The organism is Kordiimonas lipolytica, assembly GCF_001550065.1.
The window spans coordinates 26,934-43,311 of record NZ_LRUB01000031.1 but is presented as its reverse complement, the minus strand read 5'-3'; the positions used below and the strand labels follow the sequence as shown (position 1 = coordinate 43,311).

Here is a 16,378-nt window from a genome sequence, read left to right as displayed (position 1 = left end):
CATGAGAGCAATTTCTTACTGGGGCATTGCCGCCAGCATGGCCTGTGCTGTGTCCGCGGTCAACCTGGGCACACCTGCTTATGCCCAGCAGGCCGATCAAACCCAACTTATTGAGCGGCTGAGCGCGCTTGAGGCAGAGTTGAGACTTTTAAAGCAACAGCTTGCAGAAACAAAGACGCAAGCCGATCAATCCAAGAAGATTGCAGAGCGAGCTGACAACCGTGCACAAAAAGCCGAGAAAGCAGCCGACCCTGTCCGTCCAAATGCTTGGCACCTGGCAGGTTATGCCGACGTTGGCATTGAATTCACAGACGGTGAGGAGTCTGACACTTTTACGAGTGGTAAGTTTAACCCAGCGTTTCACTTCCAATATAAGGATTTGGTCCTATTCGAATCCGAATTTGAGGTTTCAACCAGTAATACTGGCGAAACGGACATTGAGGTTGAATATAGTCAGCTCGACTTCTTACTGCACGACAATGCGGTTTTGGTCGCTGGCAAATTCCTGAGCCCAGTTGGCCAATTTCAGGAAAGGTTGCACCCCAGTTGGATCAACCGGTCGGTAAATGCACCAGCCGGTTTTGGTCATGGCGGTATCCAGCCAATCAGTGAAGTGGGGCTGATGCTGCGGGGCGGTATCCCCGTGGGCGAGCGCTTGTTCACCTATTCTGTTGCCGTCGGGAACGGCCCACGGGCTGGGCACGGTGGTGTCGAAGTTGAGGGCTTTGGCCGAGATGATAATGGCAACAAAGCCGTTAGTGGACGACTTGCTTTCTTGCCGTTTGACGACTTGGAAATAGGTGGCTCTTTCCTTACGGCTAAGGTTGCACCTGAAGTGGAAGAAGATGGTGATGGTCACGGTGAAGAGCCGATTGTCGATGATCATGATGAGCCAGTGGAAGTTTTCTAGGACTTGAGACAGGGTAGCTATGATCTGTGGGGCTTCGATACAGCCTATACAGGCGGCAACTGGGATATCCGTGCCGAATACCTGAAAGCGGACCTCAAGAATTTCGGCGAAGCTGATGATGATCACGGCGAACCAGAGGCATTGTCCTGGAAAGCATGGTATGCACAGGCGGCTTATCGTTTGTCTGATATCTCAGATTCTCCCTTTATTCAAAGACTTGAGCCTGTAGTTCGCTATGGCGAATTCAAAGTTGCCGGGGACCATGAACTGGAAGAGGAGACCAATGAGAAACGCTTCAACGTGGGTCTCAACTATTGGTTCTCTCCTTCGGTCGTTGTCAAAGGCGGTCTCGAATTTCGCAATTATATCGCAGAAGAACGTGAAGATGATACCCGTCTTCAGTTCCAGTTGTCATACGGCTTCTAGGCATCAGGAGATAAACAATGCTTAAGAAAAGTGATTTCGTTGTCCTTGCTTTCGCGGGCGCCGCTCTGTCCATGGTGGGCTTAGGCGTAGCCTCCGCAGACACACAAAAACCCAAACCCGATCCGATGCAATTTGCTCGCGGGGCCAAGGCATGGGCGAAAACCTGTGCGCGGTGCCACAACATGAAAAGTGCCCAGGACAATTCTGATGAAGAGTGGCATGTGGATGTGACGCACATGCGCGTGAGGGCAAATATTCCTGGCGATGTGGCCCGTGACATCAAAGCCTTTCTTCAGGCCAGCAACAAGTAAGGACCTAATGATGAAAAAACAAACCGCAATATCGTTGATTGTCATTTCGGCCTTCTCTGTTGCTGCGCAAGCCGCACCACGTGACTTGGCCAACGGTAAAGAGAAATATGAAGAGACCTGTATCGCGTGTCATGGTGAGAATGGAAAGCCAACCATTCCCGGGTTGCCGGATTTCACATCGCGAACTGGGCCCCTAAAAAAGGGTAACAGTGCGCTTGTGAAAAGTGTGATGGAAGGTGTTGATCGTCCAGGCGCGGACATGGCAATGCCTCCTCTCGGAGGCAACCCGGACCTGACCGAGGATGATGTTCGCGATATTCTTTCCTACATCCGCAAAACATTCAAAGGCAAATGACGAATATTAGAATTTGAGCCACCCGCCAGCGGCGGGCGGCTCCATCAACAAGAGCGCTGTTTGATCCTTTGATAAGGAAATCTGCCAGCGCTTCTTTTTAGCAAAATTAATGCGAATAACACGCAAAAGCATTCGCAAATTAGCGAAAATGGAACAAAAGATGAAAAGCAAAACTATAAACACAGCACTGCTCGGCTCTGTTTCGACTGCAGCCCTCATTGCTATTTCCGTAAACGCATATGGGGTGGATGAACCCACGATTGAGTTTCTGGATGTAGAGCGTATCCAAGTGATTGGGGAAAGGACAGACCGGTCAAAGGTCCCAGGTTCGGCAACCCGGCTCAGCCAAGAAGATCTCGATACATTCAAATATCAGGATATATTGCGTACGCTGCGTATGGTGCCCGGCGTCAATATTCAGGAAGAAGACGGTTATGGGCTGCGCCCGAATATCGGGCTACGGGGATCAGGTGTTGAACGATCTTCCAAAATTACATTGATGGAAGATGGCGTTTTGATTGCGCCGGCCCCCTATGCTGCACCGGCAGCTTACTATTTCCCTACTGCGGGCCGCATGCAGGCCGTAGAGGTGCGAAAGGGTTCTGCAGCTGTGAAGTTTGGCCCACGTTCTGTCGGTGGCGCGATCAATCTTGTCAGCCGACGCATCCCCGATGAATTCGGCGGCTTTCTTGAGCAGCAACTAGGCAGTGACGCCCTGGCCACTACACACGGCGTAATTGGCGGGTCAGGCAAAAATATCAGCGGAATGGTGGAATTTTTCAGCTCGGGCAATGAAGGCTTTAAAGAACTGCCAGACGGCAGGGACACAGGCTTTGACGTGAAGGATTATTTGGCCAAGTTCAGGGTCAAGACCGGTGCCGATGCCAAGGTTCCTCAATCCATCGAGATTAAGGTGTCGAGAACAGATGGTTCGTCAAACGAGACTTACCTGGGTCTCTCAGACGCTGACTTTACAGCTAATCCCTACATGCGGTATGCCGCGAGCGCACTGGATAATATCGACACGAAACATGAACAAATCCAGCTCACGCATCAGGCTCAGTTTGGGGATGTGGAAGTGGTCACAACCGCCTATCGGAACACATTTGAGCGCGACTGGTTCAAACTTCATGACCTCAAGAACACTACGGATGCATGCGGGAGCAGCAGCGGTTCTTATATTATTGCAAACCCTGACCGGTGTAGCGTTGAGATCAGTTGGTTAAGAGGGGGGGCAGATAGTGCAGACGGTGCTATGCGTATCCGGCACAATGACCGAACATACACGGCTCAGGGTATCCAGTCTCTGTTTGCGATCCCTTTCTCTACGGGTAAGGCAGAGCATGATCTGGAGATCTCACTGCGATATCACGAGGACAATGAAGACAGGCTTCAATACAATGAGCGCTATTCGATGATCGATGGTGGATTGGTCTTTTCTTCAGCTGATAACCTGGGTGATGCAGGAAATCGATTGGTAGAGGCGAAAGCCTGGGCTTTCTTCGCACAGGACACAATCTCGATTGGTGACTGGACAATTGTACCGGGGATGCGCTTTGAAGCGATTACGCTTGATCGGACGGACTGGACCGGAGATGCCGAGCGACAGACTGCGGGCACAAGCAAGCCGCAAGTCAAAATCAGTACATTCGTACCAGGAATCGGCGTGAGCTACAGATACTCTGACAACTTGAATATCGTCGGTGGTTTGTTTCGCGGCTTCAACCCGCCCGGTGCTGGCAACCCGAGCGCACGAGAGGAAAGCAGCCTCAATGTAGAAGGTGGGCTAGTATACGACAGGGGCGGATTTTACGCTGAAGGCATTTTGTTTTATTCTGACTATAGCAATATTCTTGGTGACTGTACGGCGGCGTCCGGTCAAGCGGGGCAATGCGATATTGGCGACCAATTCAACGGCGGTGCTGCCCGCGTATATGGTCTTGAGCTGGTAGGAGGTTACGATATCGATCTTTCAGGCACTTGGACCATGCCTTTGTCCTTCAACTATACCTTTACGGACTCAGAATTTCGGACCAGTTTCTCTGATAGTTTCTGGGGCGAAGTCGAGAAGGGTGATCACTTTCCTTACCTGGCCCGGCATCAGTTGACCTTGGGGATGGGGCTAGCCTCTGATGCGTTCAGCACCACGCTGCAGGCAAACTATGTTTCGGCCACCAGAACGGAGCCTAGTTCTGGCGTTATTGAAGATGAGGAGAAAGTGAAAGGGCGTATGGTTGTCGATTTTGCGTTAAGCTATCAATTGAACGATAGTATTGGCCTGTTTGTGAATGTCGATAACCTGCTGGACCACGTTTATGCTGTTTCCCGGAGGCCTATGGGCCTTTTGCCGGGCAAGCCGCGCACCGTAATCGGTGGCGTGAAGTATAGCTTTTAATCGGGTGAAATGTGGCGGGGATTTCCCCGCCACTCATGTTTCGGAGCCGAGCCTTAGAAGTTCCGCTTCAGCTGGATGCCATATTGGCGAGGTTCGCCAAAAACGGTAACGGGCAGGCTACTGTCGGCGGCCCCTGCGACGTTGCGTCCTGTTGTGATATATGTGGCATAACGGTTATTGGTCAGATTCTGGCCGTATAGCGATACTTCCCACAGTTCGTCTGCCGTGGTGTAGGCAATGCGCGCGTTCAGAAGCGAATAGGTATCCGCCCGGTACTGCGGTAGGTTGTTCCGCTTGAAATCGACATTGTCACGCCAAGCAAAGTCTCCGCGCAAGGTTATATAGCCCTTGTCGCCAATATCGTACGTATATTGGGCACCGAACGAATACGCCCACTTCGGCGAGTTGGAGATGCGATTGCCAGAGAAGTCCTCCCCGCCTTCGAAGAAGACATCATATTTGGCGTCCAGGTAGGCAATGGTTGCATTGACATCGAAGTCATCGGCAACGCGCGCCACAAACTCGCCCTCAATGCCTTTGATGGTGGCCTGACCGGCATTGGATGTGGTGGCTACGCCGCCAATATATTCAACCACCTGAAGGTTGGTGTAATCATACTGGAATACACCGACATTTGCTCGCATGCGTTTGTTGAACAGAGTGGATTTCACGCCCGCTTCATAACTCCAGAGATATTCAGGATCGAATGAACTGGCGTCCCCAAGCTGGAAACCGCCGGATTTGAAACCACGAGTTGCCGAAATATATGCCATCACGTCGTCATTGATGTCGTAATCAATGGCAAAGCGTGGTGTCCAAGCCTTCCAATCGTCGGTAGGCGAGCCGCTATCTACTTCCGTGCCGTTCACTGCCGTGGAATAGTTGTAGCTTTTTTTCTCGTAGCTGTAACGCAGGCCCACGGTGGCGCGCAGTCGGTCTGTCACGCTGTAGGTGCTCTGGCCGAACAGGGCATAGGCATTGGTGACGTTACGTTCTGGAATATTGATCTTCGGGTCCTCGAACAGGATATCAATGCCGCCGTCACCGTCTTCATTCAGGAAAAAGGCACCCACGATCCATTCAAGGCGCTCAGGGTTGTTGTTGGAAAGCTGGAGTTCCTGCGTGAAGGAGCGCGAGTTTTCCTGGAAGCCGATATCGAAGATGGTCAGGTCTGTTGCGTCGGCGTCAATAACCTGATCTATCTCACTTTCCCGGTAGGACGTGATCGACTTGAAGCTATAGTCTTCGCCGCTCCAGATGGCAGTAGCCGACACTCCCCAGATGTCGGCATTGCTTACCGGCTTGGTGTCGAACGCTACTTCATCCCTGTTGGTGGGGATCGTGGCTCCAGCGTCTGCGAATTCGTCTGGATAGAAGGTGCGGACGGCAGGGTAGCCCGTTTCCCTTTCCTTGCTGAAGTCACCGCGCAGGATCATCTCGAAATTTTCAGTAAAATCAATGGCCACCGTAGCACGGCCCGCGAACGTGTCCTGATCCTGATATTTGTCACCGGAATTAATGTCGGTGTAGATGCCATCCCTGTCATTCTTCAGCAAAGTTAGGCGTGCGCGAATATTGTCGCTCAGCGGACCTGAAACGGTACCGCTGAATGTGCGCTTGTTGTAATTTCCCAATGTAACTCCGAAGGTACCCTCGAAGGTCTCGCTTGGAGCTTTCGAGATCACATTGAGCGTACCGCCCGCGGAGTTGCGACCGAACAGCACCCCTTGCGGACCGCGCAGCAGTTCCAGCCGTTCTACGTCGAACATATCCTGATAGCCGGTGGTTGGGCGTGGCTGGTAGATGCCGTCGAAATGTACGGTTGAGCTTGGGTCTGTCGCGACCCCAAATGCTGATGTGCCGATGCCGCGGATATTCACGATCGCCATGGAATCGTTGGTGACCGTGACGCCAGGGACGAAGAACTGGAAGTCTTCAATGGTGCGTATACCGATTTTCTCAAGCATCTCTCCCGTCATTGCTGTCATCGCGATAGGAGTATCCTGAAGACTGGACTCCCGCTTTTGTGCGGTAACGATTACTTCTTCAAGAAACATCTCATTCTTGTCGCTGTCATCGGAAATGGCAGCGCTAGAAAGCAGGGCGACGGCACATGTCGTGCACGTCAGAGTGTATTTTGATTTTGATTGATACGTCATAATTTCCTCCACGGGGCAAAAGTGCCCGTTGACCAATTCACACAGCCCCCTCGGGCGTGTGGTTTTGAATTTCGAACTTTGGGAAAAGTCGCGTCAGCTTGTGCATGCGGCGCTATATAGGCAGCATGCGGCTGGTCCGCGCCTTACACTTTGGGAGGATGGTAAAGTGGGGGAGTTTCAATACCCGAAAGGTTGGACACCGTATGGGCACAGTGCGTTAGTTGACCGATATAATAATGGGCGTGCATTGTGCTGAAGGTGAGGCCTGCGTCACAGACAAGGCCGCCGGCCGCGCAGCAACCGTCAAGAGTGCCATGGATATGAGTCCAATCATCCGGCGCAGTTTCAGCAATATGAAGCCCAATGAACATATCAAGCTCTGCCGTGTTGGTATTCCTTAGTGTTTCGGAATCCACATCTTCAAGAGCTAGGAATATGCTATGGCCCTGAACAAGGTCTGCAAGGCTTCCGCCCTTATGAAGGGGCTCTCCTGAGGAAAGCGCAAGAGCAGGTGCGCTGATCCACACGAGAATGTTGACCAGAAGGAAAATGTGACTGAACGTTTTCGCTATCAGCTTAATCTCCCCTATTCAATTGTTCCTAAGGTAGCATCACAACCAGATGGGTCAAGAATAGAGGCCCCAGGCACTGAGAGGAAACTGCCCGGGGCCTCCCGCCCTAGTGACCGTGGACCATCACCTTTGTGATCATGTAGATACTATCTTCTCCACGGCCGAGGGAAACCATGACTTCCTGACCTGTCTCTAGAATATCTAAGTCAACGTCGTTGGCGACTTTCATATCCATAGTCATCGCGGGCCAGTTGAGCTCTTTGATGGCACCATGGGTGACGTTGATTGTACGCTTGTCAGCGTCGATTCTATTCACCTTGGCATGCACCATTACCTGCTTTTCGGCGGCGTGCTTGCGTTGATGGCTTTTGTGTTCATGACTATCACCACCCGCATGGACCGAGAGTGAGCTCAGTCCGATAATTGTGAGGGCGGTCAGGGGGGCTTTCAAAATTTTTCTCATGACTTTTCCTTTATTTGAATTGCCAAATTGTCACTATTTTTTTATGGGACGGGAGGACCAATGGGCGTGTGATACCTTCCATTCTCCGTCCACCTTCACAAGGCCAAGAGTTTCGACGCTGTAAAAATCGTAGCGCTTATCGTTGTTCATGAATGAAAGTGTCGCTGACGTGGTGACGACTGCTAGATTGGCTTTCTCTTGAACATCTTGTTTGAGGAGCTTGCGTTGTGCTGCCTCAAGCATGGGCATCTCTGGCTTCAAGTGATGTTCCAGGTAGTTTTCGAGTGACGCTTCCCGCACGCCGTTCTCGAAGATGACTGCGTCTGCGGCAAAACTTGCGGCCACACTCTCGAAATTGCCGCTGTATAGGGCTTCTTGAAAGTGCTGGGCATAGTCCTGCGCCGACATGCCTGAATGTGAATGACCATCTATAACCGCGGGCGCTGTTGGTTCATGTCGGTCGCTCTCAACTCCCGCAGCAGCGTGATCGTGGTCCTCGTCGTGACCAGCGGCTTCCTCTTGGTGATCGCTGTCATGGCTGTGTGATGCATCGCCGCCATGGTCGTGGCCTTCGCCGCTGGCGTCAGGCAGGCGCATGACGCCAAGGCCATGGCGGTATACAAGCTCTGCGCCCAAATAACCGGTCACGCCCACAAGGCCTGTAAGCGCCAGACTGGCCGCGATGACAGCGGCCGAGATGGTCTTCGACTTGTAGACCCAAACCGCAACCAAAATGATTGTGGCCGCCGTCCCGAGCGCCCAGGCCCGATGAACCTTCATCACCTTGTGGGCAATATCGTCGTGCGCGACGCTGTTGAAAGCCTGAATGCCTGCCAGCACAGTCAAAACGGTGATAGCCGCGCCGAGCCACAGGGTCCATTTCCCGGCAGTTTCAAATATTGTGACATGCTTCTTCTGTACGACTTTTGACAATATAAGAAACAGTGTCGAGCTCACGGTCAAACCCACCGTGAAATGGACCAGCAACGGGTGCCAGTTGGGAATGATTAGATCAGTCATTTTCGTCTCCCGATACAGGGTTGATATGGTTGGATGCCTGGATGGTTAGCTGTTTCACTTCACGCCCTTTCCACAGCAGATACATGGCTGGGATCACCAGGAGCGTGAGGATGGTGGCGCTGACCATGCCGCCCACCATTGGGGCCGCAATCCGGCGCATAACCTCAGACCCCGTGCCAGAGCCAAGCATGATCGGTAGAAGGCCAGCGATGATAACGGCGACCGTCATCATGATTGGCCGAACCCGCATCAATGCTCCCTGGACAACAGCATTTGTGAGATCGGCAGTGACCACAGGGCGGCCCTCAGTTTCAGCCTCGGATTTGACCTTCTCCCAAGCCTGATTGAGATAGACTATCATCAAGACGCCAATCTCAACGGCGACGCCTGCAAGGGCGATGAAGCCCACACCAACGGCCACGGAGAGGTTGTATCCAAGTAGGTACAGCAGCCAGATGCCACCAACGAGCGACAGCGGTAGTGTCCCCATGATGATCAGCACCGACGTGAGGTTCTGGAAGTTGATAAACAGCAGAAGCAGGATGATAATCAGCGTGACAGGAACGACGACGCTCAGTTTCGCCTTTGCCCGTTCCATATATTCATACTGACCGGACCAGGCGATCGAATAGCCCGCAGGCAAGTCAACCTGTTCCCGAACCACCCTTTGCGCTTCCTTGACGTAGGACCCGATATCAACGCCGGATATGTCGACATAGATCCAGCCGTTAAGCCGCGCGTTTTCGGACCTGATCACGCCGGGGCCGCCTGAGACATTGATGTCGGCCACCTGCCCAAGCGGGATGTGTTCGCCCTTGGGTGTAACGATGGGCAGAGACCGAAGTCGGTCAAGTGAATCCCGGTATTCCCGTGGGTAGCGCAGGTTGACTGGGTATCGCTCCAGCCCTTCAACGCTTTCCGTCACAGACATGCCACCGATGGCGGTACGGATTACTTCTTGGACATCCGCGATATTGAGGCCATACCGGGCGGCCTTCACACGGTCGATCTCGGCGTTGACATAGCGTCCGCCCGTAACGCGCTCGGCATAAACGGATGCGGTGCCAGGTACATTTTTCATCACCGCCTCAATGCGTTGGCCAACTTCGCTGATTACATTCAGGTCAGGCCCGGCCACCTTAATCCCCACAGGGGTTTTGATGCCTGTTGCCAGCATGTCGATCCGGTTCTTGATCGGCATAATCCAGACATTCGTGAGGCTTGGGACTTGAACAAGGCTATTCAGTTCGGCCTTCAGTTTTTCAGTGGTCATCCCTTCGCGCCACTCGCTTCTGGGCTTCAGCTTGATCGTGGTCTCGATCATGGTGAGCGGTGCGGGGTCCGTGGCGGTTTCAGCGCGTCCCGCCTTGCCATACACAGCCTCCACTTCGGGGATCGATTTGATCAGCTTGTTGGTTTGCTGGACGACTTGGGCAACCTTGCCCGCAGAGACGGCGGGGAAGGCGCTGGGCATATATAGAAGGTCACCTTCATCAAGGTCCGGCATGAATTCTCCGCCGATACGGCTGAGCGGATACCAGGCGCTGATCATGATGATCAGGGTAACCAGTACCATGCTTTTCGGAAACTTCAGGACCATGCCAATGAAGGGCCGATAGGCTGCGATCAGCCCGCGGTTGATGGGGTTTTTATGTTCGGGCAAGATTTTGCCGCGGATGAAATAGCCCATCAGAACCGGCACCAATGTGACAGACAAGGCAGATGCAGCAGCCATCGCGTAGGTCTTGGTAAAAGCCAGCGGATGAAAAAGCCGCCCCTCTTGCGCTTCGAGCGCGAAGATCGGCACGAAGCTTAGGGTTATGATAAGAAGCGAAAAGAAGAGGGGCGGCCCCACCTCGACGGCGGTCTTGGTGACAATCTCCCAGCGGTTCGCGCTGGTGACTGTCTCGTCTTCCATGTGCTTGTGAAAATTTTCGATCATGACGATCGTGGCGTCCACCATGGCGCCGATGGCAATTGCGATGCCTCCAAGCGACATGATGTTGGCATTGATACCTTGCGCATTCATCACAATGATCGCGGCCAGAATGCCAACCGGGAGGCTGAGCACGACAACAAGCGCTGACCGCAGGTGGAAAAGGAATACAGCGCAAACAAGGGCTACCACGATGAATTCTTCGATGAGCTTTTCGTTCAGCGTTTCTACGGCGCGCTCAATCAGTGAGGAACGGTCGTAGGTTTCAACAACCTCCACGCCTTCGGGCAAGCTGGCCTTGAGGAGTTCCAGCTTCTCCTTCACCCGGTCAATGGTGGCCAAAGCGTTTTCGCCCCATCGCATGATGATGACACCACCAACGGCCTCGCCTTCACCGTTCAGTTCACCAATACCCCGGCGAAGTTCCGGCCCCATGCGGATGTCGGCTATTTCCTTGAGCAGGATCGGTGTGCCGTTCGCTGTATGGCCAACGGGGATGGATTCCAGATCCTTCAGGTCGTCAATATAGCCGGAAGCGCGAACCATATATTCCGCCTCGGCCATCTCGATCACCCGACCACCAGTTTCCTGATTGCCGCGCTGGATCGCCCGTTTGACCATTTGGAGCGGGATGTCGTAAGCGCGCAAGCGGTTCGGATTCACCACCACCTGATATTGCTTGACCATGCCGCCAATGGTGGCGACTTCGGATACACCTTCCACGGTCTGAAGCTCGAACTTCAGAAACCAGTCCTGAAGGCTCCGGAGTTCTGCAAGGTCATGTTTTCCGCTGCGATCGACAAGCGCATATTGATAGACCCAGCCAACACCGGTTGCGTCGGGCCCGAGCGCGGTTCTGGCACCCTCGGGCAACGTGGGGGCAACCTGGCTGAGATATTCAAGAACACGCGACCGTGCCCAGTAAAGATCGGTGCCGTCTTCGAAGATGATATAAACATAGCTGTCGTTGAAGAAACTGTAGCCGCGAACGGTTACAGCACCTGGGACAGACAGCATCGCAGTTGTCAGAGGATAGGTAACCTGGTCTTCAATCACCTGAGGGGCCTGGCCCGCATAGGTGGTTTTGACGATTACCTGTACATCGGAAAGGTCTGGGATGGCGTCAAGTGGTGTCTTCGACAGCGAATAGGCACCCCAACCGGCGAAAAGAAGAGTCAGGATCACAACCAGAAAACGGTTCTGAACCGACCAGCGAATAAGATTGGCTATCATGGGTTCAAACTCCGTCTTCTACATTTTCATGGCTGAGACGATGATGAAGGGTCCATCCTCGCCTTGCTGAAGTTGGAAGTGCATCCGGTCACCTGGTTCGAAAAGGGAAAGATCCACCTCTGGCGCCACGGTGAAATCCATGGTCATTTCCGGCCAGCCCAATGACTGGATCGGATCATGAGTCAGGTTGATCGTGCTGCCCGCAATCGAATTGACCGTCCCCATGCCGTGATGGATTTGAACCTCTTCAGGTGAAGGCGACGTGTCGTCATTCGGCATGGCCATGTCCGCCATAGGGGCACCGGCGTCAAGCATGCGCAGGAATGCGCTGTTGATGCTGGCTTCGCTATCGATCAGGAACTGTCCGGAGGTCACAACACGCTCGCCTGCTTCAAGGCCAGCCTTGATGCCGACTCTGTCGCCGCTCTCATGGCCTGCGATCACTTCAGCGGGCCGGAAACGCCCGTCTCCGAGGGCCAGGATAACCCGGTCTGTCTTACCTGTGCGGATCAGGGCTTCACGCGGAATGGAAAGAACGCCGGATTCTGGTGCCGCCATAATGCTGATCTCGCCATACATGTTGGGCTTCAGACGGCCATCTTTGTTGGGGAACGCAAGCCGCACTTGTACGGTCCTGCTTTTAGGGTCAACCATCGGGTAGACATAGTTAACCGTTCCGTCCCAGGTCTCTCCTGGCAGGAATGGCAGTTGCATTGTTGCCTTCTGGCCTTCTGCGACCCAATCGCTTTGACCTTCGAAAACATCAACCATCACCCACACTGTTGACAGGTCGGCCAGTGAAAAGACGGTCTTGGCGGGCTGGATGTACATGCCTTCGCCAATGCCCAAGTCTACAATGACCCCGTCCTGAGGGGCGCGAACCTCAACAAGCTGTTTGACAGTGCCGCTTTTCCTAATGTCCGAGATTTGGCCGTCTGTCATGCCCAGGGCTCGCAGGCGTTCCTGCGAGGCACGGGTCAGGCCCTCCTGCTTCAGGCGTATTGCCTGCAGGAATTCCGTCTGGGCATTCACCAGTTCAGGTGAATACAGTTCGAAAATCAGTTCGCCTTTCCTGACTTCCTCACCAACGGCCTTCCGGTACAGTTTTTCAACCCAGCCAGCCGTCCGAACATGGACATGGGCCGTCTTGTCTTCGTCCATGTCGATATAGCCCACGGTTTCGATCTCTCGGGTCATATCGGCAACGGTGGCTGCAGCTGTCCGGACACCAAGATTGTTGACGACCGCGGCACTGATTTTCAGCGCGTTGGCGTCATCCCCACCACCGGCTTCATCGGCATAGACGGGGATCAGGTCCATCCCCATCGGTGACTTACCTGGTTGGTCGCGGCGATAGTTGGCGTCCATTGGCGCAACCCAATACAGGATTTCGCGTTCGCCGGATTTGGCAGAACCAGCAGTTTCACTGGCGCCTGGGACTGTCAGTTGACTGCCCGCATAGCCAAGGGCAATCCCTACTGCAAGCGTGGCCGTAGTAATCATTAATGTCTTACGCATCGTCTTCCCCCTCGAGGAATAATAGTTGAGCCTGGGCCTTCATGCGTTCGCTCTGGAGCTTGAGCAGATTAAGCTCCGCATCCAGTTCAGCGAGCCGGGCCCGAACAAGTTCTGCAAAGTCGGTGACCCCATTTTGATAAGATGTCAGGGACGCCTCGGACGTTTCCTTTGCCCGCTTGATAACAACGGATTGGAACAAGCCCACGCGTTTCTGCAGCCGCTGCCAGTCGGCATAGCTGCTGTCGAGCATCTTTTTCAGGTCAAGAAGGACGGTGTCATGCCCCAACTGGGCGGCCTGCCGGTCTTTCTTGGCGGCAGATAGGCGCTTGTCCTGGCGTTTCTGGGTAAATAAGGGCACATCCATCACGACACCGACGGTAGCTAGGTCGGCCCTGTCGGCCCCACGTGCGCCATAACCCACGTTCACCGACCAGCCGGGCTTATATTGCTCCCGAGCCACGCCAACGTCTTTGTCCGCTACCGCCACATTGGCTTCCTGCACACGGGCCGCAGGGTGTTGGCTGAGGCGTTCCGTCAGTGGTGCAATATCGGAAGGATGACGCATTGGGGGTAGGGACGCGGTGACTTGTTTGGTGGCCGCGTCTTGCCCTATACGGCGGGCAAGTCGGGCACGTACCATTGCGTCTTGGCGGTCAATTTCTACCAGCCGGTCATCCAGCAGGCTTAATTCCAGCTCCGCACGGAACACGTCCTGACTGGTTTCCCGACCCGTCGCATAGATGGCTTCAATGACTTCGATCAGTTCGGCGATGGCCGTTCTGCTGGCCAGGACCTTTTCCCGGGCAGCAGTCCAATAATAGAGATCAAGCCAGTTTTGCCGTGTGTCGAGCACAATCTCGCGGCGGCGTAGGTCCAGTCTGGCCTGTTCCATTCCTGCCAATGCCTGCCGTTTCTGGCGATTGAATTTGAGCGTATCACCCTTTGGAAAGCTCTGGCTCAATCCCAGCTGAAGCTGAGTCATCGGTTCTTGGGTATAGCTGAAGCTATTTGTCGGCCAATTGGCGAATGTGGCCCGGAATTTTGGATCGGGCAACTGCGAGTCAGCCACAGCGCGGTCCTGTTGGGCGCTCGCGCGAACGCCGGGCTCCAGAAGATAGGGGTCGTCGGAATTGAGCGCCAGCCTAACGGCCTCTTTCATCGTAAGGGCGGGTTGGTGCTCATCTTGTTGCATAGTGGTGCGTGGAGTAGCTGGCGCTACCTCTATGGGGACAGCATTTTCAGATGCCAATCCCGGAACGGCCATCATAATAGTCGCGATAGCGACTAGGGACGTCTGTCGGTACATGTCTAAACCTCAACTGACAAAGGACAGGAATGGTTGGCTGGTAGAGCAAGTATACCAGCATAAGGCGCAGATTGGCGGACCAATGCTACCTTAGGAAAAAGTCAGGAGGCGTGGAGGGGGGGTGACGATGGAGTGTGTTACGGAAAGGCCAACTTGGGGCGTCAGCTCATAAAGTGGTGCCGCACCATAGTAGTCGTCCTGTTTGCCCAAAGGGTCGGGCAGCGCGACAATATTGGCGAAACCAGCACAGCATGCGATGCTGCAGGGAGCTTTGGAAGAGCTGCGGTCATGGTCGCCATGAGCATTATATTGCCCCATGCTTTTGACATGCTGGCTATGGATGAGCGTGCCGTCCATATAGGTCGTTGAAAAAGACATTTCTGTTTCTGGACAACAGGCATGCGCAGCAACCTTCGCCATCACCGGAGCGCTGGCGAGAGAGACAAACAGGAGCGCAGCCAATAGGGCGCCATATATGTGTCTGACGAATCGCATGCCCAGAAGCATATCCCTGTACCATAGTTCAGGGTCAAGGGGCTTTTCACAGTTCACATCGAGTTGATCGTGGCGTGTGTCGTTAATCCAATTTCCTGTTTGACCTTCCAGTTTGTGGAAGGTTTAGCCTGCTCAGGAATCGAGGCGGTATGTGTTGCCTGAAGCGAAAGGTGCGATCAATGTTTCTTACCGTCAACATAGGCAGTTCCAGTTTGCGGCTTGGCTGGCATGATGGGGAGGCTGGGTCCGCCACGACGGCGCCCTTCGACGGTAAAGGCGGCGCGACTGTTCTGTCCCGACATATAGGTCAATTCATTGAGGCCCAGGGCAATGCGACCCCCACAGCAGTTTGTCACCGAATTGTCCACGCCGGTGCGGCCTATGGTGAAAGCTGTTTCATTGACGATAAAGTCGTTGCAGCCATCAAGGCCAACAGCCCGCTGGCTCCTCTGCACAACCCCTTGGCGCTTGAGCTGATCGAAGCCTGTCGGGCGCTGTTTGGGGCGGCTGTGCCGCAGGTGGCAGTGTTTGATAGCGCCTTCTCTCACAATATGCCGGACTATGCCGCGCTTTATGCCATTCCGGCCCGCCTGGGCATCCGGCGTTTGGGGTTTCACGGTATCGCGCACCACTTGATGTGGCAGGCAGCCGTCAAACGCAATCCTCAGGCCCGTCGCGTGATCAGTCTGCAGCTTGGTTCGGGGGCTTCCGCCTGCGCGGTCAGGGACGGGCGCGCTGTTGACACGTCCATGGGCTTCACGCCCCTTGAAGGCCTGATGATGAACAGCCGATGCGGTGATATTGATCCTGGTGTCCTTTTGTATCTGCAGCAGGAGAAAGGCCTGTCGGTAAGCGAGATTGAGGATCTTCTAAACCGCCGATCCGGCCTGCATGGAGTTTCGGGGGGTAACACGAGCTTAAAAGACCTTCTCTTGCTTGACGATGATCAATCAAAACTTGCGGTTGATATGTACTGTTACCGTATCCGGAAATATGTCGGGGCTTATGTTGCGGCGCTCGGGGGACTAGATGCCATCGTTATTGGTGGCGGTATTGGCGAGCACCTCCCTGAAATCAGACGGCGCTGTTTCGATGGACTGGCATTTCTGGGCGTCGAGATGGATGACTGTCGCAACGCAAGCTGTGACGGATCGGGAGGTGTGATTTCTGCCCCCCAAAGCAACGTGACTGTTGAAGTCGTGGTGCTCGACGAAAACAGATTTATGGCAGACGAAGCTGCCCGGCTGTTTGCCCAACCAGCCAGGTGATCGACTGGGTG

At 54.0% G+C, this 16,378-nt stretch carries 13 protein-coding genes; 6 read left to right on the top strand and 7 right to left on the bottom strand.

Annotated features, from left to right (window positions below; translation table 11 throughout):
• Position 1: 1 nt before the first annotated feature.
• The 5 genes from KORM41_RS15590 (at position 2) to KORM41_RS15570 (ending at position 4,397) form a co-directional block, all read left to right on the top strand.
• Complete coding sequence (locus KORM41_RS15590; protein ID WP_068150222.1) at positions 2-910, top strand: carbohydrate porin; 909 nt, start codon at positions 2-4, stop codon at positions 908-910.
• Positions 911-913: 3 nt separating this feature from the next.
• Complete coding sequence (locus KORM41_RS15585; protein WP_068150220.1) at positions 914-1,336, top strand: hypothetical protein; 423 nt, start codon at positions 914-916, stop codon at positions 1,334-1,336.
• Between the two features lie 17 nt (positions 1,337-1,353).
• Positions 1,354-1,647, top strand: coding sequence for a hypothetical protein (locus KORM41_RS15580; RefSeq protein ID WP_068150216.1), 294 nt, complete (start codon positions 1,354-1,356; stop codon positions 1,645-1,647).
• Positions 1,648-1,657: 10 nt separating this feature from the next.
• Positions 1,658-2,002, top strand: coding sequence for a c-type cytochrome (locus tag KORM41_RS15575; protein WP_068150211.1), 345 nt, complete (start codon positions 1,658-1,660; stop codon positions 2,000-2,002).
• Between the two features lie 109 nt (positions 2,003-2,111).
• Positions 2,112-4,397, top strand: a complete 2,286-nt coding sequence (locus KORM41_RS15570; RefSeq protein ID WP_082719987.1) for a TonB-dependent receptor family protein — start codon at positions 2,112-2,114, stop codon at positions 4,395-4,397.
• A 53-nt stretch (positions 4,398-4,450) separates the two neighbouring features.
• On the opposite strand, the gene KORM41_RS15565 is transcribed toward KORM41_RS15570, so the two are convergent.
• The 7 genes from KORM41_RS15565 to KORM41_RS21930 form a co-directional block, all read right to left on the bottom strand.
• Positions 4,451-6,556 carry a TonB-dependent receptor gene (locus tag KORM41_RS15565; protein ID WP_068150204.1) on the bottom strand — a complete coding sequence of 702 codons (2,106 nt, stop codon included), beginning with the start codon at positions 6,554-6,556 and terminating at the stop codon, positions 4,451-4,453.
• Between the two features lie 678 nt (positions 6,557-7,234).
• Positions 7,235-7,591 carry a copper-binding protein gene (locus tag KORM41_RS15560; protein ID WP_068150201.1) on the bottom strand — a complete coding sequence of 119 codons (357 nt, stop codon included), beginning with the start codon at positions 7,589-7,591 and terminating at the stop codon, positions 7,235-7,237.
• Between the two features lie 33 nt (positions 7,592-7,624).
• A complete protein-coding gene (locus KORM41_RS15555) occupies positions 7,625-8,611 on the bottom strand; it encodes a DUF2231 domain-containing protein (protein ID WP_068150198.1) in 987 nt (328 codons plus the stop codon).
• Positions 8,604-11,780: an efflux RND transporter permease subunit gene (locus KORM41_RS15550; protein ID WP_068150194.1), complete on the bottom strand. Its 3,177-nt coding sequence runs from the start codon at positions 11,778-11,780 to the stop codon at positions 8,604-8,606. The genes KORM41_RS15555 and KORM41_RS15550 overlap by 8 nt, the downstream gene beginning before the upstream one ends.
• Positions 11,781-11,798: 18 nt before the next feature.
• Complete coding sequence (locus tag KORM41_RS15545; RefSeq protein WP_082719986.1) at positions 11,799-13,298, bottom strand: efflux RND transporter periplasmic adaptor subunit; 1,500 nt, start codon at positions 13,296-13,298, stop codon at positions 11,799-11,801.
• Positions 13,291-14,457: a TolC family protein gene (locus KORM41_RS15540; protein ID WP_231727300.1), complete on the bottom strand. Its 1,167-nt coding sequence runs from the start codon at positions 14,455-14,457 to the stop codon at positions 13,291-13,293. The genes KORM41_RS15545 and KORM41_RS15540 overlap by 8 nt, the downstream gene beginning before the upstream one ends.
• A gap of 237 nt (positions 14,458-14,694) precedes the next feature.
• Positions 14,695-14,982 carry a hypothetical protein gene (locus tag KORM41_RS21930; RefSeq protein ID WP_156432012.1) on the bottom strand — a complete coding sequence of 96 codons (288 nt, stop codon included), beginning with the start codon at positions 14,980-14,982 and terminating at the stop codon, positions 14,695-14,697.
• A gap of 296 nt (positions 14,983-15,278) precedes the next feature.
• On the opposite strand from KORM41_RS21930, the gene KORM41_RS15530 reads away from it, so the two are divergent.
• A complete protein-coding gene (locus KORM41_RS15530) occupies positions 15,279-16,367 on the top strand; it encodes an acetate/propionate family kinase (RefSeq protein WP_197421193.1) in 1,089 nt (362 codons plus the stop codon).
• Positions 16,368-16,378 lie beyond the last annotated feature (11 nt).